At 65.5% G+C, this 21,174-nt stretch carries 18 protein-coding genes; 14 read left to right on the plus strand and 4 right to left on the minus strand.

What is annotated here, in order from left to right; translation table 11 throughout:
* Positions 1–65: 65 nt before the first annotated feature.
* The 11 genes from Y882_RS11920 to Y882_RS11970 all read left to right on the plus strand — a co-directional run bounded on the left by Y882_RS11920 (position 66) and on the right by Y882_RS11970 (position 12,439).
* Positions 66–1,124, plus strand: coding sequence for a pilus assembly protein PilM (locus Y882_RS11920; RefSeq protein WP_046972148.1), 1,059 nt, complete (start codon positions 66–68; stop codon positions 1,122–1,124).
* Entirely contained in the window at positions 1,124–1,846 is a 723-nt protein-coding gene (locus tag Y882_RS11925) for a PilN domain-containing protein (protein WP_046972149.1), read from the plus strand. Before Y882_RS11920 ends, Y882_RS11925 begins: the two co-directional genes overlap by 1 nt.
* Entirely contained in the window at positions 1,846–2,535 is a 690-nt protein-coding gene (locus tag Y882_RS11930) for a type IV pilus inner membrane component PilO (protein ID WP_046972150.1), read from the plus strand. The genes Y882_RS11925 and Y882_RS11930 overlap by 1 nt, the downstream gene beginning before the upstream one ends.
* Complete coding sequence (locus Y882_RS11935) at positions 2,532–3,068, plus strand: pilus assembly protein PilP (protein WP_046972151.1); 537 nt, start codon at positions 2,532–2,534, stop codon at positions 3,066–3,068. The genes Y882_RS11930 and Y882_RS11935 overlap by 4 nt, the downstream gene beginning before the upstream one ends.
* Positions 3,069–3,122: 54 nt before the next feature.
* Positions 3,123–5,246, plus strand: coding sequence for a type IV pilus secretin PilQ (locus Y882_RS11940; RefSeq protein WP_046972152.1), 2,124 nt, complete (start codon positions 3,123–3,125; stop codon positions 5,244–5,246).
* 154 nt (positions 5,247–5,400) lie between these two features.
* Positions 5,401–6,396 (plus strand): AAA family ATPase, encoded by a 996-nt coding sequence (locus tag Y882_RS11945; protein WP_046972153.1) that lies wholly within the window; start codon positions 5,401–5,403, stop codon positions 6,394–6,396.
* Positions 6,393–7,325, plus strand: coding sequence for a DUF58 domain-containing protein (locus Y882_RS11950; protein ID WP_046972154.1), 933 nt, complete (start codon positions 6,393–6,395; stop codon positions 7,323–7,325). The genes Y882_RS11945 and Y882_RS11950 overlap by 4 nt, the downstream gene beginning before the upstream one ends.
* On the plus strand, positions 7,322–7,855 hold the full coding sequence (locus Y882_RS11955) for a DUF4381 domain-containing protein (RefSeq protein ID WP_046972155.1): 534 nt from the start codon (positions 7,322–7,324) through the stop codon (positions 7,853–7,855). The genes Y882_RS11950 and Y882_RS11955 overlap by 4 nt, the downstream gene beginning before the upstream one ends.
* Positions 7,852–8,832, plus strand: a complete 981-nt coding sequence (locus Y882_RS11960) for a VWA domain-containing protein (protein ID WP_046972156.1) — start codon at positions 7,852–7,854, stop codon at positions 8,830–8,832. The genes Y882_RS11955 and Y882_RS11960 overlap by 4 nt, the downstream gene beginning before the upstream one ends.
* On the plus strand, positions 8,829–10,745 hold the full coding sequence (locus Y882_RS11965; RefSeq protein ID WP_046972157.1) for a tetratricopeptide repeat protein: 1,917 nt from the start codon (positions 8,829–8,831) through the stop codon (positions 10,743–10,745). Before Y882_RS11960 ends, Y882_RS11965 begins: the two co-directional genes overlap by 4 nt.
* Positions 10,742–12,439, plus strand: a complete 1,698-nt coding sequence (locus tag Y882_RS11970) for a BatD family protein (protein WP_046972158.1) — start codon at positions 10,742–10,744, stop codon at positions 12,437–12,439. The genes Y882_RS11965 and Y882_RS11970 overlap by 4 nt, the downstream gene beginning before the upstream one ends.
* Here Y882_RS11970 and Y882_RS11975 read toward each other — a convergent pair.
* Positions 12,423–12,944 (minus strand): O-acetyl-ADP-ribose deacetylase, encoded by a 522-nt coding sequence (locus tag Y882_RS11975; RefSeq protein WP_046972159.1) that lies wholly within the window; start codon positions 12,942–12,944, stop codon positions 12,423–12,425. The two genes, Y882_RS11970 and Y882_RS11975, sit on opposite strands and share 17 nt — an antisense overlap.
* A gap of 74 nt (positions 12,945–13,018) precedes the next feature.
* Between Y882_RS11975 and Y882_RS11980 the strand changes: the two genes are divergently transcribed.
* The 3 genes from Y882_RS11980 to Y882_RS11990 all read left to right on the plus strand — a co-directional run bounded on the left by Y882_RS11980 (position 13,019) and on the right by Y882_RS11990 (position 18,034).
* Positions 13,019–13,483 (plus strand): MarR family winged helix-turn-helix transcriptional regulator, encoded by a 465-nt coding sequence (locus Y882_RS11980; RefSeq protein WP_046972160.1) that lies wholly within the window; start codon positions 13,019–13,021, stop codon positions 13,481–13,483.
* A gap of 310 nt (positions 13,484–13,793) precedes the next feature.
* Positions 13,794–14,924 carry an efflux RND transporter periplasmic adaptor subunit gene (locus Y882_RS11985; protein ID WP_046972161.1) on the plus strand — a complete coding sequence of 377 codons (1,131 nt, stop codon included), beginning with the start codon at positions 13,794–13,796 and terminating at the stop codon, positions 14,922–14,924.
* Between the two features lie 8 nt (positions 14,925–14,932).
* A complete protein-coding gene (locus tag Y882_RS11990) occupies positions 14,933–18,034 on the plus strand; it encodes an efflux RND transporter permease subunit (RefSeq protein WP_046972162.1) in 3,102 nt (1,033 codons plus the stop codon).
* Between the two features lie 162 nt (positions 18,035–18,196).
* Here the strand turns inward: Y882_RS11990 and Y882_RS11995 are convergent, their stop codons facing one another.
* The 3 genes from Y882_RS11995 to Y882_RS12005 all read right to left on the minus strand — a co-directional run bounded on the left by Y882_RS11995 (position 18,197) and on the right by Y882_RS12005 (position 20,960).
* Positions 18,197–19,636: a M20/M25/M40 family metallo-hydrolase gene (locus Y882_RS11995; protein ID WP_046972163.1), complete on the minus strand. Its 1,440-nt coding sequence runs from the start codon at positions 19,634–19,636 to the stop codon at positions 18,197–18,199.
* Between the two features lie 141 nt (positions 19,637–19,777).
* Positions 19,778–20,194, minus strand: coding sequence for a large-conductance mechanosensitive channel protein MscL (gene mscL / locus Y882_RS12000; RefSeq protein WP_046972164.1), 417 nt, complete (start codon positions 20,192–20,194; stop codon positions 19,778–19,780).
* A 79-nt stretch (positions 20,195–20,273) separates the two neighbouring features.
* Positions 20,274–20,960 carry a fumarylacetoacetate hydrolase family protein gene (locus tag Y882_RS12005; RefSeq protein WP_046972165.1) on the minus strand — a complete coding sequence of 229 codons (687 nt, stop codon included), beginning with the start codon at positions 20,958–20,960 and terminating at the stop codon, positions 20,274–20,276.
* Positions 20,961–21,174: the final 214 nt, after the last annotated feature.

Below are 21,174 nucleotides of genomic sequence, written 5' to 3' on the forward strand. Positions count from 1 at the left end.
GGATTAAATGCCGATGCGCATCAGACCAATCTGAGTCTGGACGCACAGGGGCAAGGGGGAACATCGTGGGGCTCTTTACACCCAAGAAGCCGCCACTTGTCGGCGTCGACATCAGTTCGACGGCCGTCAAGTTGCTGCAACTCAGCCAGGCCGGCGGTCGCTATCGCGTGGAACATTACGCGGTCGAGCCACTGCCCCCCAATGCTGTAGTTGAAAAGAATATTGTCGAGGTCGAGGCGGTGGGCGAGGCGATTCGGCGCGCGCTGGCGCGCTCGGGTTCCAAGCTCAAGCATGCGTCCGCGGCGGTGGCAGGTTCGGCCGTCATCACGCGCGTGATCCCGATGCCGAGCGAATTGTCCGAGGATGACTTGGAAGGCCAGATCCAGGTCGAGGCCAACCAGTACATCCCGTATCCGATCGAGGAAGTCAGCCTGGACTACGAGATCCTCGGTCCGGTGCGCGACAACCCCGAGATGAACAACATCCTGCTGGCCGCGTCGCGTACCGAGAACGTGGACATGCGCGTGGCCGCGCTCGATCTGGGCGGCTTGTCCGCCAAGGTGATCGACGTCGAAGCGTTCGCCATGGAAAACGCGTTTGCGATGGTGGCCGACCAGTTGAACGTCGGTCGCGACGCGCTGGTCGCCGTGGTCGACATCGGCGCCACCATGACCACGCTGTCGGTGCTGCGCAACCAGCGCACCATCTACTCGCGTGAGCAGGTGTTCGGCGGCAAGCAGCTTACCGACGAAATCATGCGCCGCTACGGCCTCTCCTATGAGGAAGCCGGTCGCGCCAAGCGCAAGGGCGGTCTGCCCGACTCCTACGAGAGCGAGGCGCTGGAGCCGTTCAAGGAATCGCTGGTGCAGCAGATCAGCCGCCTGCTGCAGTTCTTCTTCGCCGGCAGCGAATACAGCAAGGTCGATCAGGTCGTGCTGGCTGGCGGTTGCGCATCCATCGAAGGCATCGGTCCGATGCTCGAAGATCAGCTGGGCGTGCCTTGCGTGGTGGCCAACCCGCTGGCGCGCATGTCGCTGTCGCCTCGCGTGCAGGCCCAGTCGCTGGCACAGGACGCCCCCGCTTTGATGATCGCGGTCGGCCTCGCGCTGAGGAGCTTTGACTGATGGCACACATCAACCTACTTCCGTGGCGCACCGAGCGCCGCAAGCAGCGCGAGCGCGAGTTCTTCATGCAGCTGGGCGCGGCTGCCGTGGCAGGCGTGCTCGCCGTGCTGGTGTGGTACGGCTGGATGGACGGTCGCATCAGCAGCCAGAACGACCGCAATACCTATCTGCAGGGCGAGATCAAGCAGCTCGACGAGCGCATCACCAAGATCAAGGACCTTGAAAAAGTCCGCGAGAGCCTGCTCGCCCGCAAGCAGATCATCGAGCAGCTGCAGGCCAACCGTTCGCAGATGGTCCATCTGTTCGACGAACTGGTGAAGACCATCCCGGCCAGCGCCCGCCTCAACGGCCTCAAGCAGACCGGCGATTCGATGACGCTGGACGGTGTGGCGCAGTCGAACGCCAGCGTGGCCGAGTACATGCGCAACATTGAGTCCTCGCAGTGGATGGGCCATGCCGATCTGCGCAAGACCGAGAACACGCATGGCGACAGCCGTCTGCCCTACGCATTTGGATTGGATGTGGCATTGAGCCGGCCCAAGAGCGACGACAACGGCGATGGTGCCAGCGACGGCCACGCACCGGCCTCAGCCAGTTCCACCGCTCAGCCGGCCGCAGCCCATGACGTGCAGCCTGCCAAGGCCGCGACGGTGGCAGCACCGGCCACGCCGGCCGCCGCCCCCGCAGCCGCCACGCCTGCAGCCAATGGAGGAGCCAAGTAATGAAGTTCCTCAATGATCTGCAGAGCCTGGACCGCAACAACATCGGTGGCTGGCCCAAGTCGATCAAGGTGTTCTTCACCGGTCTGCTGCTTGCCCTGATCGTGCTCGGCGGTTGGTACTTCTTCGTCAGCGACCAGCAGGATCAGCTGCAGTCTGCCGTTCTCAAGGAAGACCAGCTCAAGAAAGAGTTCTCCGACAAGCAGGCCAAGGCGGTCAACCTCGAGGCTCTCCAGCAGCAGCTGGACGAGATGCAGGACATGCTGCGCCAGTTGCTGCGCCAGCTGCCCAGCAAGACCGAGATGCCCGAATTGCTGATCGACGTGTCGCAGACGGCGCTGTCGGCAGGCCTGGAAACCGAGCTGTTCCAGCCCGGTCCGGAGTCGCCGAAAGACTTCTACGCGGAGAAGCCGATCCAGTTGCGCATGGTGGGCACCTACCACCAGTTCGGTACCTTCATCAGCGGCGTGGCTTCACTGCCTCGCGTGGTGATCCTGACCATGCACGACGTGTCGCTCACGCCTAAGAACAAGGATCCCAAGGGTGGCGCTGCCGCCAACGGATTGCTGGTATTGCAGGGCACCGTGAAGACTTATCGCTATCTGGACGAAGACGAGAGCGCGTCGGCCAAGGCGGCCAACGCCAAGTCCACGCACGGCAAGCCGGCCGCGAAGACAGGGGGGCAGAAATGAGCAAGTTCGCTGCCATCAAGCCTGCCTCCATGGGCAAAGCCGTGCTGGTGATGTGCGCCGTCCTGACCCTCGCCGGTTGTAGCGGGCAGGACGACCTCCACCAGTGGGTTGCCCAGGAAAAGCAGAAGAAGGGCGCGCCGATCCCGCCGCTGCCCGTCATCAAGACGTTCGAGACCTTCCAGTACAACGACCAGGACAAGCGTGATCCGTTCAGCCCGAGCACGGCCGAACTCCAGAGCAGCGTCAACACGGGACCACGGCCGGACGAAAACCGCGCCAAGGAACCGCTGGAAATGTTCGCGCTGGACAGCTTGAAGATGGTCGGCACCGTGGGCAGTGGTGCTGCAACGGAAGTGCTCGTGAAGGACCCCGGTGGCGTGATCCACCGTGTCCATCGCAACGAATACATGGGCCAGAACTATGGTCGGGTCACCGCGGTAGCCGATGACCATATCGACCTGGTGGAACTGGTATCCAATGGCAACGGTGGCTGGATGGAACGTTCCGCCAGCATCGCGCTCAGCGAGAAATAAGAAACAGGGGCTGATGCAATGACCAACCAAATCAAAACCGTTCGGGGCCGTGTCATGCGCCAGGCTAGCCGTTATGTGGTTGTGGGCCTGCTGACGCTGGGCACTGCCTGGTCGAACGCAGCGGCTGCAGCCACCAGCACCCTGAAGGACATCAGCTACGACACGCTGCCAGGCGGCCGTGTCGAGCTGCATCTGAACTTCGCCCAGGGTCCGGTGCCGGAACCGAAGATCTTCACCACCGGCAATCCACCGCGCATCGCGGTCGATTTCCCTGACACCGATAACGCGGCGGCACGCCATCTCGATATCGGCAAGGGTTCGACCACCGGCGTCTCGGCGGTTTCCGCCGGTGGCCGCACCCGCGTGGTGGTCGAGCTCGTGCGCGACTCCACCTATCGTTCCCGCGTCGAGGGCAACAGCCTCGTGCTCACGGTGAACAACGGCACCGACTCGCAGACCACCACCACGGCATCGACTATCGATCCGTCCAAGGCGCTGCCGTCGATGGCCAGCGGTCCGGCGGTGTCCAACATCGACTTCCGCCGCGGTCCCAATGGCGAAGGCCGCATCCTGATCGACTTCAGCGCCGCCGGCGCCAGTGCCGACATGAAGCACCAGGGCGACAAGGTGATCGTGGACATCAGCCACGCCAACCTGCCGCCCAACTTGGCCCAGCGCCTGGACGTTCTCGATTTCGCCACGCCGGTGCAGTCGATCGTCACCAAGTCCAGTGGTGGCGGTGCGCACATGGAGATCAGCACGAAGGGTGTGGTCGATACCTCGGCCTACCAGAGCGGCAACCAGTACGTGGTCGAAGTGGCGCCCAAGAAGAAGGATCCCAAGGCCGACGCCGCACTGGCCAAGGGCCAGGAGCCGGTCTACACGGGCAACCGCGTGACCTTCAACTTCCAGGACATTCCGGTGCGCTCGGCGCTGCAGCTGCTGGCTGATATCTCCGGCCTCAACCTGGTGGCTTCGGACACGGTGGGTGGCAGCGTCACGCTGCGCCTGGTCAATGTGCCGTGGGACCAGGCACTGGATGTGGTGCTGCGCGCCAAGAGCCTGGACAAGCGCCGCAACGGCAACGTGATCTGGATCGCGCCGCAGGATGAGCTGGCCAAGTACGAGCAGAGCATTGCCGATGCCCGCATGAAGGCCGAGGACAACGCCGAGCTGATCACCGACTATGTGCCGATCAGCTATGGCAAGGCCAAGGACATTGCCAAGCTGCTGACCACGGGCAGCCAGCAGAGCCAAGGTGGTGGCGGCAACTCCGCCAATACCACGCACGGGTTCTTGTCCGCTCGCGGCAGCGTCTCGTTCGACGATCGTACGAACACCCTGCTGATCAACGACAACCCGCAGAAGATTCGCGAGCTGCGTGCCCTGATCGCCGTACTGGATAAGCCGGTGCAGCAGGTGTTGATCGAGTCGCGCATCGTCATCGCCACCGACAACTTCACCCGCGAACTCGGCGCCAAGTTCGGCATCCAGGGCAAGAAGGTGAACCCGAGCGGCCAGACGTTGTCGACCGGTGGTCAGTCCAATGGTGACGGTACGGCCGGTGGCATCAACGTCAACCTCCCGACCAGCACGCAGGCCGGCAGCTTCGCCCTGGGCATCCTCGGGAAGAACTACGCCCTGGATCTGGAGCTCTCGGCGGCGCAGACGGAAGGCCGCGGCGAAGTGATCTCCAGCCCGCGCGTCATCACCGCCAACCAGCAGGAAGCGGTGATCCGCCAGGGTCAGGAAATCGGTTACGTGACCTACCAGAACAGCGCCACTGGCGCAGCGGGTAGCGGCACGGCGACGGTCCAGTTCAAGGACGCCGTGCTCGAACTGAAGGTCACGCCGACCATCACCTCCGATAACCGCGTCTACCTGATGATCAACGTGAAGAAGGACGCGCTGGCGGACTTCATCACCGTGCCGGGCAGTGGCCAGGTGCCGCAGATCGACACGCGTGAGATCAACACCTCGGTGCTGGTCGACAATGGTCAGACGGTGGTGCTGGGTGGCATCTACGAGATCACCAAGCAGAACAACGCCACCAAGGTGCCTGGTCTGGGCGACATCCCGGGTCTGGGCGTGCTGTTCCGCAATACCTCGCGCGAAAGCGACAAGGCGGAGCTGCTGATCTTCGTGACCCCGCGCATCCTGAGCGAAAGCCTGCAATAAGCGCGGTTTCATTGGAAAGTCGACAAAGGGCGGCCTCGGCCGCCCTTTGTTTTTGGCGCTCCCGCTCTGGTCAATGGGGGTCGGAAGTCATGGGGAGTAAACTTCCGGCGCCAGTTAAGGTCTGTGGTTACGTTCAACCTTGATGGATTCCCCGATGGACATGCCCGAGGCCCCCACCTCATCCAGCCTGCAACAGGCCTTTCTGCGCGTACGCGATGAGCTGCAACGCAGCGTCATTGGCCAGCCGCACCTGATCGATTGCCTGCTGGTGGCCTTGCTCGCCGATGGGCACCTGCTGGTCGAAGGCGCGCCAGGCCTGGCCAAGACCACCGTGGTCAAGGCGCTGGCGGGCTGCATCGAGGCCGATTTCCATCGCGTGCAGTTCACCCCCGACCTGCTGCCGGCCGATCTCACCGGCACCGACGTGTTTCGCCCGCAAGCGGGCAGTTTCGAATTCGAGCGCGGCCCGCTGTTCCACAACATCGTGTTGGCCGACGAAATCAATCGCGCACCGGCCAAGGTGCAGTCGGCCCTGCTCGAAGCGATGGCGGAGCGCCAGATCACCGTGGGTCGCAGCACGTGGCGCCTGCCCGAGCTGTTCATGGTGATGGCGACGCAGAACCCGATCGAGCAGGAAGGCACCTTTGCACTGCCCGAGGCACAGCTCGACCGCTTCGTGATGCACGTGACCATCGGCTATCCCGACGCGGCCGCCGAGCTGGCCATCCTGCAGCTCGCCCGCGAGCAGGCGCGCCGGAGCCTGCACCCGGCGCCGGTGGCGCCGCCCAGCTTGACCCAGACCGATGTCTTCAATGCCCGCGATGCCGTGCTCGACGTGCATATGGCGCCGGCGCTGGAGGAATACATCACGCAACTGGTATTGGCCACGCGCGAACCGGGCGCCTACGGCGCCGAGCTCAAGCGCTGGATCGCCTGGGGCGCCAGCCCGCGAGGGACGATTGCGCTGGATCGCTGCGCCCGCGCCCACGCGTGGCTGGCGGGCCGCGATTACGTGCTGCCTGAAGACGTGCACGCCATCGTCCACGAAGTGCTGCGCCATCGCGTCCTGCTCAGCTACGAAGCGGAAGCCGAAGGCATACGCAGCGATCAGGTGATACGCCGCGTGCTGGATCTTGTGCCGCTGCCGTGAGTGCCGTAGCTCCCATCACCGCGGACGGCGATGGCCGTACGCGCGTCCGCCTTGCCGAACTGGTGGCTCTGCGCGCCCGAGTGGCCAAGGCCGCGCTGCCGCGGCTGGAAAGTCGCGCCATGCGTTCGGGCCAGCAGTCCAGCCGTCTATACGGCCGCGGCATGGACTATGCCGAATCGCGCGTCTACCAGCCGGGCGACGATGTGCGACGCATGGATTGGCGGCTGACTGCACGCAGTGGTCGCCTGCACACCAAGTTGTTCCAGGAGGAGCGCGAGGGTCGCCTGCTCATCCTGCTCGACGCCCACGAGAGCATGCGCTTTGGTACGCGCGTGCGCCTGAAGTCCGTGCAGGCGGCGCGTGCTGCCGCGCTGGCGGCCTGGTACGCGGTGCGCGCGGGTGAGCGGGTAGGGTTGATGTCGTTCGGCAATGGTCATCGCATGCTGCGGCCACAGTCGGGCACGCGTGGCGCGCTCGCGGTCTGCGGAGCGCTGGCGGACTGGGATGCCAGCTATGCGCCGATACCGGGGGAGCCGCTGTCCGATGTGCTGCTGCGTGCGGGGCGGCTGATGCATGGCGCCAACCGCGTGTTGTTGATCAGCGACGGCCTGAGCTGCGACGAAGGCGCGCATGGCCACCTGCTCAAGCTCTCGCACAAGGCAGGCATACGCGTGCTGGTGGTGGCGGACGCCTTGGAGTTGGGCTTGCCGCCCGCAGGGCGCTATCCCATGGAACACGATGGCATCCGCCGCGACGTGGCCTTGTTTGGCGAGCGGCAGCGCCGCGAGTTCCAGCAGGCGCTCGGTGCGGGGCAGAGCCGGTTGAACGGCATGGCGCAGTCGCTCGGCCTGCCGCATAGCACCATCGATACCGCGGCCGATCCGTTGGACGCGGTGATGTCGCTGCTGGCGCCCGGAGTACGTCGATGAGCGTGCCGGCTGCCGCACAAGCCAACGGCCCCCTGCTGCGCGATATCCATCTGCCGCCGGCGCCCTCGTGGTGGCCGTTGGCGCCAGGATGGTGGGGCCTGATGGTGTTGGTCCTGCTGGCCGTGGGAGTGACGATCTGGTGGTGGCGTCGGCAGCGTCGCCGTGCTGCCGACGAACGCCGCGTCCTGGCCGAGGTCGACCGGGTGCTGTCGCTGTGGCGCGAACAGCCGCAGGCGCTCGCCACGGGATTGCACCAGCTGCTGCGGCGCGGCGCGCTGCGCATCGATCCGACCGCCACGCTGCAGCGTGGCGAAGCCTGGCGGCAGACCCTGGCCAGGATGCCTGTCGATGCCGTGGCGCTCGAGCACCTGCACGGATTGGAAACAGCCATGTATCGCCCGACCACGTCGCTGGATCCTGACGCCGCCGCCATCGCCACGCGCCGCTGGTTGCAGCTGGCGTGGCGCCAGCGCGTCCCGTCGTCTGCGCAGGGTGCAAGTGGCCGCAAGGCGGGCAGGCTGCTGTCATGAGCGAGTTCGTCTGGCCGTGGGTGATCGTGCTGGCGCCGTTGCCGTGGTTGTTGCGCTGGTGGTTGCGTCCAGCCTCGCCGGGGCAGGCTTTGCATATCCCGCATCCGGGTGTGCACCTGGATACGCCCGAGCGACAGGGACGCGGTGGCTGGCGTACCTGGCTGCTGGTGCTCGCGTGGCTGGCCTTGCTGGCCGCGGCGGCACGCCCGCAATGGGTCGGTCCGCCGCAGGCGCAGCAACGCAGCGGACGTGCCCTGATGCTGGCGGTCGATCTGTCCGGAAGCATGCGCACCGACGACATGCAACTGAGCGGCCAGCCAGTCAGCCGCTTTGGCGCGGTGGAGGCGATTGCCGGTGATTTCATTGCGCGTCGCAGCGGTGACGAAATGGGTCTGATCCTGTTCGGCAGCCGCGCGTTTTTGGTGACGCCGCTGACCTATGACCTGCAGGCCGTGCGCGCCCAGCTGCAAGGCGCAGCCGTCGGCCTGGCGGGTACGGAGACGGCCATTGGCGACGCCATCGGCGTGGCGGTCAAACGGCTGGCGGGCCTACCCGAACAGGCGCGCGTGGTGGTGCTGCTGACCGACGGCGTCAACAACGCCGGCAATATCGCGCCGCTCGATGCCGCGCATGCCGCCAAGGCGGCGGGCGTGCGCATCTACACCATTGGCATCGGCGCGACCCAAATGAGCATCCCGGATCTGTTCGGCACGCATACGGTCAATCCGTCGGCGGACCTGGACGAAGGCATGCTGCGCACCATGGCGACGCAAACCGGTGGCCGTTATTTCCGCGCCACCGACGCCAGCCAGCTGGCCGATGCCTATCGCGCCATCGACGCCCTGGAGCCGATGCCGCAACAAGGTCCATCGCTGCGTCCGCGCCACGAGTTGTTCCGCTGGCCGCTCGGCGTCGCCGTGCTCGCCTGGCTGCTCGCCTTCGCACCGCATGTGCGCCGCCGGGAGGCGTTTGCATGAGCGAGGCGTTGCAGCAGTTTCATTTCCTGCGGCCGTGGTGGCTGCTCGCCTTGTGCGCGCTGCCTCTGTTGATCGCGTTCGCGGCAGGGCGACATGGTGCCCGCGAACAATTGTCGCGACTGGTCGATGCCGAGTTGCTGCCGTTCCTGTTGAAGGGAAATCCGGTGCGCCGGCGTGCCACGCCGTGGCTGCTGGCCTGCGGCTGGACGCTCGTCACCTTGGCCATGGCGGGGCCCACCTGGAGCCGCGTGGCGCAACCCTTGTATGCGAAACGCGCCGCCCAGGTCGTGGCCGTATCGATGTCGCCGCGCATGCTGGCGCGCGACGTGGCGCCGAGCCGGCTCGATCGCGCGCGCTACAAGGTGCGCGACCTACTGGCCAGCAATCACGATGGACTCAATGCGCTGATCGCGTACGCCGGCGAGGCCTTCGTGGTGGCGCCGCTGACCTCCGATGGTTCGGCGCTCAACGATCTGCTGGCGGCACTCTCGCCCGATACCATGCCCGTCGATGGTGATGATGCGGCCCAGGCCATCGAGCGTGGCGTCGGCTTGATGCACGATGCCAAGGCCGGTGGCGGTTCGCTGGTGCTGGTGACCGACGATGCCGATGCCGCCGCGCAGGCGGCAGCGCGCAAGGCGCTGGCCGATGGCGTGCGCGTGTCCGTGCTCGGCATCGGTACCTGGCAAGGTGGCCCGGTGCCGCTGTCGGACAACAGCTTCCAGCGCGACGCGCAAGGCGGGGTGATGCTCGCGCGTCGCAACGACGATGCCTTGCGCGCACTCGCCGCCAGCGGCGGCGGGCAATACGTGCCGATGACCGATGACGATCGCGATATACGCGCACTGGACAGCGAGCTGCGTGCGGGCGGACCGGCAACGCTCGCCGCGGATCTGCATGGCGACGAATGGCAGGATCGCGGACCCTGGTTGCTGCTGTTGTTGCTGCCGCTGGCGGCCACGTCATTTCGCCGTGGTTGGCTGATGCTGCTCGCGCTCGCCTTGTTGCCCGCTGTGCCGGGCGCTGCGCAGGCGAGCACCTGGAGCGATTTGTGGCGCCGCCCCGATCAGCAGGCCGCCACCGCTCTGCAGCAGGGCGATGCCAGACGTGCCGAGCAGTTGGCGCGCGATCCGGCCTTGCGCGGCGCAGCGGCCTATCGCGCCGCGGATTACGCCGCAGCGGCCCATGAGCTGCGCCCGCTGCCGGGCACCGACGCGCAGTACAACCTGGGCAATGCGCTGGCCAAACAGGGTGATTATCAGGGCGCGCTGGATGCCTACGACCGTGCGCTCAAGGCGGATCCGAACAACGCCGACGCGCTGGCCAATCGCAAGGCGGTGGAAGACTGGATGCGACGTCAGCCGAAAAATCCGCAGAACGACAACGGCGCAAAGGACAACAAGGGCAAGGCAGGCTCGGGTCCCTCGACCACGCCGCCCGACAATGCACAGGGCCAGTCCGGTCAGCAGCGCGACGAGAGTAAGCAGGACCAGGGGCAGGGCAAGTCATCGCCGGATGCGCATGGTGGTTCGGAGGGACAGAGCCACGATCAGAGCGCGCAGGGACGCAACCAGACGATGGACAAGTCGCCCGACCAGGACGGCGCGAGCCCGCCACAGACCCCCGAGCAGCAAGCCCAGGAGCGCGCCCGTCAGGCGCAGGCGCAACAGGCGCTGCAAAAGCAGATGGACCAGGCGCTGGGCAAGCAGCAGGCCAACGAGAAGGCGCGCGATGGCGCGCACGAACTCGGTGCCGTCGAGAAGGACGACGCCCAAGCCAGGCTGCCCGCCGATGTGCGACAGGCGCTGCAACGCGTGCCCGATGATCCCGGTGCGCTGCTGCGGCGCAAGTTCGAACTTGAATACCGGCAGCGCCATGGGGGCGCGGCGCCGTCAGAAGGTGACTCGCCGTGAAGGCCCGCTATCTCCACATCCTGCTGTGTTGCCTCGCGTGCCTGTGGCCGCTGGCCTCGTTCGCCGCCGACGTGCAGGCAACGCTGGACCGTCATCGCGTGGAACTGGGCGAGACGGTCACGCTGAACCTGCGTGCCAGTGGCGGCGCCATGGCGGCCACGCCGGACCTCAGCGTGTTGTCGCAGGACTTCGCCGTGCTCGGCTCGTCGAGCAACACCAGCCTCAGCATCATCAACGGCCAGCGCACCGCGCAGGTCACGGTTGGCGTCGCGTTGCGCCCGCTGCATGTGGGCACCCTGCGCATCCCGTCGCTGTCGTTCGCTGGCGGAACCACCGCACCGGTGGAACTGGAAGTGGTGCAGCCCGATACCAGCGCGGCGGCGGCCGGTCGCAAGGATGTCTTTGTCGAGGCGACCGTCGATCCCGCCAGTGCCTATGTCGGCCAGCAGATGGTCTATACGGTGCGACTGTTCTTCGCCACCGACCTGACCAGTGGCGCATTGGAAGACCCGCAGGTGGCGGGCATCGACTTCCGTCGTCTCGGTGATGAAATCAATTACCAGGCGGAGCGGGGCGGTCGCCGCTACAACGTGATCGAGCGCCGCTATGCGGCCACGCCGCAGCGCGAAGGGCATCTGCAGATTCCGGCGGTGGCGTTCCAGGGCGAGTCGGTCAACATGGCCAACCCGGATGCCTTCTTCGGCAACGGCACGCCGATCACCGCCGCGTCGCCAGCGGTGGATATCGATGTACGACCTGCGCCCACGCAGGCGGCGCAGTCGGCATGGCTGCCGGCGCGTTCGCTCAATCTCACCCTGGACGGTGGCCCGTCGCATGGCGATCTGCACGTGGGCGAACCGCTGAACCTGGTGATGAACGTGCAAGCCGTCGGGCTGCCGTACGAAGCACTGCCGGCGCTGAGCCTGCCGGCGCTCGATGGCGCCACCGTGTATCCGGACAAGCCGGTGAATGGCACGCGCGTGGAAGGCCAGTGGCTGGTGGGGCGTCGTCAGCAGAGCTTCGCCGTGGTGCCCAATCGCGCGGGCACGCTCAGCATTCCGGAAACCACGCTGACCTGGTGGAACGTGGTCGAGAACCACGCCGAAACGGCGCGCATCCCGGCGCAGACCTTCAACGTGCTGGCTGCCGCCGGCGCGCCGGCGACGCCGGCAGCACCAGCACCGCAGGTCAACGCGGCGCCTGTCGACGCCGCGCCCACGCAGGCTCCTGTCGTCGTCCAGCACGCATGGTGGCGCAACGTCGCGCTCGCCAGCCTCGGCCTGTGGCTGCTGACGGTGCTGGCGTGGCTGATCTGGCGCGCCCGGCGCGGCAAGCCTGCGCAAGCGGCGTCGCCAGTGGAGGCGAAGGGCACGGCATCACAGCTGCGCGCAGCCTTCCTCACCGCCGCACGCGGCAAGGATGCGGCGGAGCAGGCCGGCGCCTTGCTGGCCTGGGCCCAGGCGGAGAGGCCGACGCTACGCAACCTCGGTGAACTCGGCCAGGCTTTGTCGGCGGGCCCTCAGCGCGAAACCATCGATGCCTTGCAGCGCAAGCGCTACGCTGGCGCGGACGAAAGCGGGCTGGGCGAACGTCTCGCCGCTGCGTTCAAACCTGGATTTGCATGGCAGCCCCTGGAGCAGGCGTCGAACGTCTCGCCGCTGCCGCCGCTCTATCCATTCAACGTGCGCCGCTGAGCGCCTCGCGCCAGGTGGCGGCCATGTCCTCGCTGAAGCAGCAGACCCGTACGACCGACGGACCTCCCTCCGGCGCATCCAGCAGGGTGCGCACGGCCACCCGGGCGGCCCGATGCGGCGGATAGCCGTAGACGCCGCAGCTGATCGCGGGAAAGGCGATCGAAGCCAGGTCGTATTCGGTCGCCAGGGCCAGGCTTTGCCGATAGCAACTGGCCAGTTGTTCAGGTTCACCGCTCTGGCCACCCAGCCAGATCGGGCCGACGGTATGAATGATGTAACGAGCCTTGAGGTCGAAACCGGCGGTGATGCGGGCTTCGCCAGTAGGGCAGCGCACGCCGGGACTGAGCTCGGGTATGGCCAGGCAGGCCTCCATCAGCCTCGGACCCGCCGCCCGGTGGATGGCGCCATCCACGCCGCCGCCGCCCAGCAGGGTGCTGTTGGCGGCGTTGACGATGGCATCCACGTCCAGTGCGGTAATGTCGCCGACAATGATGTCTATGTTCATGGGCATTGGCTTCGTAAATAGTTGCGACGTATGCTTGGGCTACGACACTGTCCCGCAGGGAATCACCCATCGCCATGACTAAGGCAGAAGACATTTCGTTTGGCTATTTGCTCAACGATGTCACCTTGCTGTTCCGCAAGCACTTCGACAGGCGCGCCGTGAAATTCGGGTTGACCCGCGCCCAGTGGCGGGCCACCAAGATGCTCTACCACCGCGAGGGCCTGCGCCAGACCGAGTTGGCCGAATCGCTGGAGATGGAGCCCATCGCGGTGGGCCGGGTGATCGATCGCCTGCAGGCCGCCGGCTTCGTCGAGCGTCGCCCCGATCCAAAGGATCGCCGCGCCTGGCGGCTGTACGTCACCGACCAGGCGCGCGGCGTGATTGCCGACATGGAGCTGATCGCCAAAGGCGTGCGCAAGGACGCCACCCAGGGTATCAGCGTGCCTGAGCTGGAACAGGCCCTGGGCGTGCTCAACCGCATGAAGGAAAACCTGCAGGCGCTGGACAACGGCATCAGTCCCGACGACGGCGAGGCCTGATCCGCCGCTCCAAGGATCCCATCCCAGGCCTTTTGGCAGGTGTGCGTCATGCTGCCGTCACACTATGTTGCGATGAACATGTCGTCTGCCTGACGGCGGACGGTTTGCCAAGTGCTGTCGGTCGTGCGGGTCACGGACGCTGGCTGCATCACAATGCCTGGTGCGACGCACCGGCGAGGTGAGGGATGCCCCAAGTAAGCAAGGGCATGCTTCGGTGCGGCAATCCCCTTTTGGACAGGCAGCGCAGCCTATGCGGCGGCGTCCCGGCGCATGACGGGCGCGCTGGTAGCGGTGGGTGGTCGGAGACATCATGCAAGGTTCGTCCCGCAAGAAACTCGTAGTGCTGGCAGCGATCATCGTCGCCGCGATCGTGGCCGCGCAGATGTTCCGCGGCGGCGAGCGTGCCGCGGCCAAGACGCCTGCCACGCCATCCTCGGTGCCGGTGAAAGTGGCCAGCGCGCATCGCGGCGATCTGGATCTCACCCTGAAAGTGATTGGCCGCGCGGAAGCCTTTTCGACGGTGAACGTGCAGGCGCGCGTCAGCGGCCAATTGCAGGCCTTGCTGTTCAAGCCCGGCGGACAGGTCAAGCAAGGCGACACCATCATCCGCATCGATCCCAGCCTGCTGCAGGCGCAGCTCGATCAGGCGCTGGGCAATCTGGCCAAGGACCAGGCGCAGCTGGACAACGCCAAGACCGTGATCAAGCGTTACCAGCCCCTGCTCGGCAAGGGCTATGTCTCGCAGATGGACTACGACACCTACACGGCCAACCAGAGCATCTATACCGCCGCGGTGAAGGCCGATCAGGCGGCGGTGGAACTGGCGCGCACGCAGCTGGGCTACACCCAGATCCAGGCGCCGTTCGACAGCATTGCCGGCGCGCCGCTGGTGTATCCCGGCGCGCAGCTCACTGCCAATGACACCTCGATCGTCGTGCTCAACCAGATTCGCCCGATCCACGTGACCTTCTCCGTGCCCGAGACCGGCCTGGATGGCATCAAGGCGACCATGGCGCGCGGCAAGGTGCCGGTCGCCGTGAACATCCCCGGCACCAAGTCGGCACCGATGGATGCGGAGCTGGATTTCATCAACAACTCGGTGGACGCCGCCACCAGCACCATCCAGCTGAAGGCGCGCTACACCAACGAAGATGACCGCCTCACGCCGGGTCAGTTCGTGGAAGTGGTGCTGCCGACCACGCGCCTGACCAACGTGGTGACCGTGCCCGTGGTGGCCTTGCAGAACTCGCCATTGGGCAGCTTCGTGTTTGTGGCCAATGCGGATGGCACGGTGCAGCAGCGCATGGTCACGGCCGGTCCCACCACGGGTGGACAGATCGTCATCGAGAAGGGCTTGAACGGCAGCGAGACGGTGGTGACGGACGGCCAGCTGCTGCTGGTCGACGGTGCCCACGTGCACGTCGTGACTGACAAGGGCTGAGGCGGCACATGAACCTGCCTGCCCTGTGCATACGACGCCCGGTGATGACCACCCTGCTGATGGTGGCCTTGCTGGTATTTGGCGTGGTCGCGTATCCGAAGTTGCCGGTCAACGAACTGCCCAATGTCGACTTTCCCACCATCACGGTGAGCGCCAGTCTTCCGGGCGCCGCGCCGGAAACGATGGCGACGGCGGTGGCGACGCCGCTGGAAAACCAGCTGTCGACGATCGCCGGCATCCAGTCGATGACCTCGACCAGTGCCTTGGGCGCCACCTCGATCACGCTCACCTTCGAACTCGATCGCAATATCGATGGCGCGGCGCAGGACGTGCAGGCGGCCATTTCCGCCGCGCAGCGCCAGCTGCCCACCAACATGCCCACGCCGCCGACGTTTCGCAAGGTGAATCCGGCGGACGCACCGATCCTGTACCTCACGCTGCGTTCGCGCACGCAGCCGCTATCGGTCGTCGATGATTACGCGGAGACCCAGCTGGCGCAGCGCCTGTCGATGATCGACGGCGTGGCGCAGGTGAGCGTGTACGGTGCGCAGAAATACGCGGTGCGTGTGAGCGTCGACCCGCAGAAGCTGGCGGCCAGCGGCATCGGCATCGATACGGTGCAGAACGCCATTGCCGCCGCCAACGTGAACCTGGCCACGGGCTCCTTGAACGGCAATCGCCAGCTGCTGCAGATCCGTTCGGACGGCCAATTGCAGCGGGCCAATGCGTACAACAACATCATCGTGGCCTACCGCAATGGCGCGCCGGTGCGCCTGTCCGACCTGGGCAAGGCCGAAGACAGTGTGCAGAACGACCAGGTAGCCAGCTGGTACAACGGCGAGCGCGCCATCGTGCTCGCCATCCAGCGCCAGCCGGGTTCCAACACCGTGGCTACCATCGACCGCATTCGCGCGGTGCTGCCCACCTTCGAGGCGACCCTGCCGCCGTCGATCAAGCTGGCCGTGCTGTACGACCGCTCGGTGTCCATCCGCGAATCGGTGAGCGACGTGCAGTACACCCTGCTGCTGGCCGGCGCGCTGGTGGTGCTGGTGATCTACCTGTTCCTGGGCAATGCATCCGCCACGCTGATCCCCGCGCTGGCGCTGCCGGTGTCCATCGTAGGCACGTTCGGCGCGATGTTTGCGCTGGGCTACAGCCTGGACAATCTCTCGCTGCTCGCGCTCACCCTGGTGGTGGGTTTCGTGGTGGACGATGCCATCGTGATGCTCGAGAACATCGTGCGCCACGTGGAAGAGGGCATGGATCCGTACGAGGCGTCGCTGAAGGGCGCCAGCGAAATCGGCTTCACTATTTTCTCGATGACCTTGTCGCTGGTGGCGGTGTTCCTGCCGGTGATGTTCATGGGCGGCATCGTCGGCCGGCTGTTCCATGAGTTCGCAGTGACGCTGAGCGTGGCGATCCTGATCTCCGGTTTCGTCTCGATCACCCTGACGCCGATGCTGTGCAGTCGTTTCCTGAAGCATGCCGAGCATGAGAAGAAGGCCACGGTGGTGCTGTGGTTCGATGCGGGGTTCGAGCGCGTGCGTCGCGGCTATGTGAGTTCGCTGACCTGGGCCGTGCATCATCCGCGCAGCATCATGGGCTTGTTCGTCGCCAGTCTGTTGGCCACCGCGCTGCTGTTCGTGGTGGTCGACAAGGATTTCATTCCGGCCGGCGATTCGGGGCAGCTCAACGTCAACGTCGAAGGTCCGGATGACACTTCGGTTTCCAGCATGGCGCAGCGCCAGCAGCAGCTGGCCAAGATCGTGGGCGACGATCCGAATATCCAGAGCTATATGTCCTCGGTGGGCAGCGGCGGCGCGCGCACCACCACCAACAACGGCTCCTTGTCGCTCACCCTCAAGCCTGCCAGCGAGCGTGAGCAGGGCATCAATGAAATCATCCAGGAGCTGCGGGCCAAGTTCGCCAAGGTGCCGGGCATCCGCGCCTATATCCAGAACCCGCCGCCGATCCAGGTGGGCGGCCGTCAGTCGAAGGCGCAGTACCAGTACACCTTGCAGTCGATCGATACGCCGGCGCTGTACGACTGGTCGGGCAAGGTGATCACCGCCTTCAGCAAGCTGCCCGGTTTCCAGGACGTCACCAGCGATCTGGATCTCAACGGTCCGTCCGTCGTGGTGAACGTGGATCGCGACAAGCTGGCCACCCTGGGTCTGAGCATGGACCAGGTGCAGACGGCGCTGGGTTCGGCGTTCGGCGCCAATCAGATTTCCACCATCTACGGCGCGTCATCGCAGTATTGGGTGATCCTGCAGGTCTATTACGCGCTGCAGAACGATCCGGACGTGCTGTCGCAAATCTACGTCACCTCCAGCAGCGGCACGCTGGTGCCGCTCAATGCGGTGGCGAACTTCGAGCGCAAGCCGCAGGCGCTGACGGTGAATCACCAGGGCCAGATTCCGGCGGTCACGGTGTCGTTCAACCTCGCGCCAGGTGTGAGCCTGAGCGAAGCCGTGGCGAGTATCGATGGCGCAATGAAGCAGATGAATCTGCCGCCGACCATCACCGGCAGTGTGCAGGGCACGGCGCAGGCGTTCCAGGATTCGATGCAGGGCATGGGCCTGCTGCTGGTGATGGCGCTGTTCGTGATCTATCTGGTGCTCGGCATCCTGTACGAGAGCTTCATCCATCCGTTGACCATTCTCTCCGGCCTGCCGTCGGCCGGTGTGGGCGCGCTGCTGACGTTGATGATTTTCCGCGCGCCGCTGGACCTGTTCTCCTTCGTCGGCATCGTGATGTTGATCGGCATCGTGAAGAAGAACGCCATCATGATGATCGACTTCGCGCTGGAGAAGCAGCGCAGCGAAGGCACCGCGCCGGCGTTGGCGATTGTCGAAGCCTGCCAGGTGCGTTTCCGTCCGATCATGATGACGACGATGGCTGCGTTCGCCGGTACCTTGCCGATTGCGCTGGGACTTGGCGCCGGTGCGGATACGCGTCGCCCGCTTGGCCTGGCCGTGGTCGGTGGCTTGCTGGTGTCGCAGGTGCTCACCTTGTACCTGACGCCGGTGATCTATCTGTATCTCGATCGCTTGAATGCGCGGCTGTCGCGCAAGCGGCGAGTGGGTGAGGCCGAGACGGCACACTGAGCGTCACCTCACCCTCTGTGGGAGCGCACCCTGTGCGCGACTGCGGCGTGTCATCGTCTCCGCCTTGTAGGGTTGTCGCGCACAGGGTGCGCTCCCACAGTGGATGGCGGGACAAAAAAGGGCGGCCATGGGCCGCCCTTTTTGATTACATCTGAACAGCGATCACTCTTCCGCCCCATCACCCGCAAACGCACCGGGCGCCGAACCAAAATCCCCATCCGCCTGCGCCGCCATGTACGAGAACGCGGCATACACCGCCACGTTCTGCGCCAGCTCCTTCGGATCGATCTTGTCGAGCGTGTCGTTGGCCGTGTGGTGGTAGTCGAAGTAGTCGGTACCGTCCTGCACCAGCGACAGCGCGGCCATGCCCTTGCCGTGCATCTGCGACAGGTCCGAACCGCCGCCACCCGGCTTCTTGGCGTCGTAGTCCACGCCGATCGGCGCCAGCACCTTGGCGATCTGCTCGATCGCGCCGCGCGCTTCGGGCTTCACGCTGGCGGTCATCAGCCAGACTTTGCGCGCGCCGAAATCCGACTCGGTGCCGAGCTGGAACTTGGACACTTCCTTGGCATGCTTGTCGGCATACGCGCGGCCGCCCCACAGGCCCATCTCTTCGTTGGCGAAGGCGATGACGCGGATGGTGCGGTCAGGACGCTGCGGCATATCGTGGATCAGCTTGCCGGCCGCCATGGCAATCGCCACGCCGGCGCCGTCGTCGATCGCACCGGTGCCCGGATCCCACGAATCGAGATGGCCGCCGATCGCGATGACCTGGTCAGGATGCTTCTTGCCGGTCACTTCGCCGATCACGTTGGCGCCGGTATAGCTGCCGTTGAAGCCCACATCCAGATCTAGCTTCACGCTCACCGGCTTGCCGTAGCCGAGAATGCGCGTGAGCTGGTCGGCATCGGGATTGGAGAGCGCTGCGGCGGGGATGGCTTCCTTCGGATCGGTAAAGCCCGTCACGCCGGTATGCGGCGTACGGCTGTTGGCATCGGTGCCGGCCGAACGCAGCAGGAAGCCGGCGGCGCCCATCTTTGCAGCTATCACCGGACCGCCGACGCGCACGCCCGAGCCGATGGCGTAATCCGCGCCATCCTTGTGACGCTGCATGTGCGCGTCGACATAGACGATCTTGCCCTTCACGCTGGCCGGATCGGCCTTCTTCAGCGCATCGAGGCTGTCAAAGCGCACCACTTCGGCGGTCAGGCCACCCTTGGGCGTACCGGCCGAATAACCCAGCGCGATCAGGTCCAGCGCCTGCGGGAACGGTGCCACGATGGCGGCATGTTCGCTGCGGCGCTCCCACAGCGGATAGGTGACCTGCTCGGTATAGACCTTGTCGAAGCCCAGCGCCTTGAACTTGGCGATGGCCCACTCGCGACCGCGCTCATCGGCCGGGCTGCCGGCAATACGCGGGCCCACTTCTGTGGTCAGCGACTCGACAATCTGGTAGGCCGTGTTGTCGTTCATCGCCTTGTCGCGCAGCTGTTCGGCCGTCTTTACGGCTGCGGCGGGAACCGTGGTCTGGGTGGCGGCATGGGCCGAGCCGATGGCGAACATCAGGCTGGCAGCGAGCAGGGTGAGCGGCAGTTGACGCATGTGGGGACGGTCCTTGGGCGGAAACTTCGATTATGGCCCGCGTGCCTGTGGCTGCTTAGGCCAGAAGTCATGGTGCGGGGGTTTAAACAGCAAACAAAAAAGGCGCCCTGGGCGCCTTTTCCGCGCAACGTTCCTCGTCGCTTACTTCGGGTTCTGCGCCTTCAGCAGGTCGCGGATCTCAGTGAGCAACACCACGTCCGCTGCCGGGGGCGCCGGCGCGGCTTCCTCGCGGCGGGTCAGCTTGTTGATCGCCTTGACCACCAGGAAGATCGCGAACGCAATGATGAGGAACTGGATCAGGGTATTGATGAAGTTGCCATAGCCAATAGCCACTTCGGCAATCTTGTGCGCCGGATCGGTATTGTCGGCGGGTTTGAGCACCCACTTCATCTGCGAAAAGTCGACGCCGCCGGTGAGCAGGCCGATCGGCGGCATGATGATCTGGTCCACCAGCGCGGTGACGATCTTGCCGAACGCGGCACCGATGACCACACCGACCGCGAGGTCGATCACGTTGCCGCGCATGGCGAATTCTTTGAACTCTTTGAACATGCTCATGCTTCTCTCCCTGGGCTGGATGGCAGCGCCACTCTAGCGCAGCGCCATGTGGACGCGGCATGTAGCCGCGTCCGCAAGTTCAAACGACCTTGCCCTCGAGCGTGGCCACGCCGGCCAGTTCCGCATGAAACCGGTCGCCGCGTTGCATCGCCGAAACACCGGCAGGCGTGCCGGTGAAGATCAGGTCGCCTGCCTTCAGTTCGAATAAGGCCGACAGCAGGGCGATGATCTCGTTCACGCTGTGCACCATGTCGCCGAGGCGGCCGTGCTGGCGCTCCTGGCCGTTCACCGTCAGGGTGAGCGCCGTATCGGCATCCAGCCTCACCTGGCTCGCCGGGCGCAGCGCCGAGACCGGGGCGGAATGGTCGAAGCCCTTGGCCACATCCCACGGATGGCTCTTGGCCTTGGCCACGGCCTGCAGGTCGCGGCGGGTCAGGTCCAGGCCCACGCCGTAGCCCCAGATCAGCTCGCCGGCCTGCTGTGCGGTCAGGTCACGCCCCCCTGCGCCCAATGCCACCACCATTTCCACTTCGTGATGGAGGTCGTTGGTCGCTTGCGGGTAGATGACGTCGGCACCGTCGGTGACCACGGCGTCGGCCGGCTTGGTGAAGAACAGCGGGGTGTCCTTGTCCACCGCTGCGCCCATTTCGCGGGCGTGCTCGGCGTAGTTGCGGCCGATGCAGAAGATGCGGCGCAGCGGGAATCGTTGGTCGCTGCCGATGATCGGCAGGCTGGTAACAGGCGGGGGCGAGATGGCGTATGACATGGGGCGGAAGGGTAGCACCGCGGGCCAGGTCTGCCAGTCCCTGTCACGTCAGCTTTTTTCGACTCGGGCATGCGAGTACAACCGGGCCGGTTCTGGCCCTAGATCTGTGTCAGCGAGGGTGACAGCTGTCACCGCCTTTGGCTGATGAGGGTCTCTGGAGGCGGCGAGGCCGCTCCAGCATTGTGTATCGCATCATGGAACCGGCTCGGACCGG

Source organism: Dyella japonica DSM 16301, from assembly GCF_001010355.1.
Classification (GTDB): Bacteria; Pseudomonadota; Gammaproteobacteria; order Xanthomonadales; family Rhodanobacteraceae; genus Dyella; species Dyella japonica.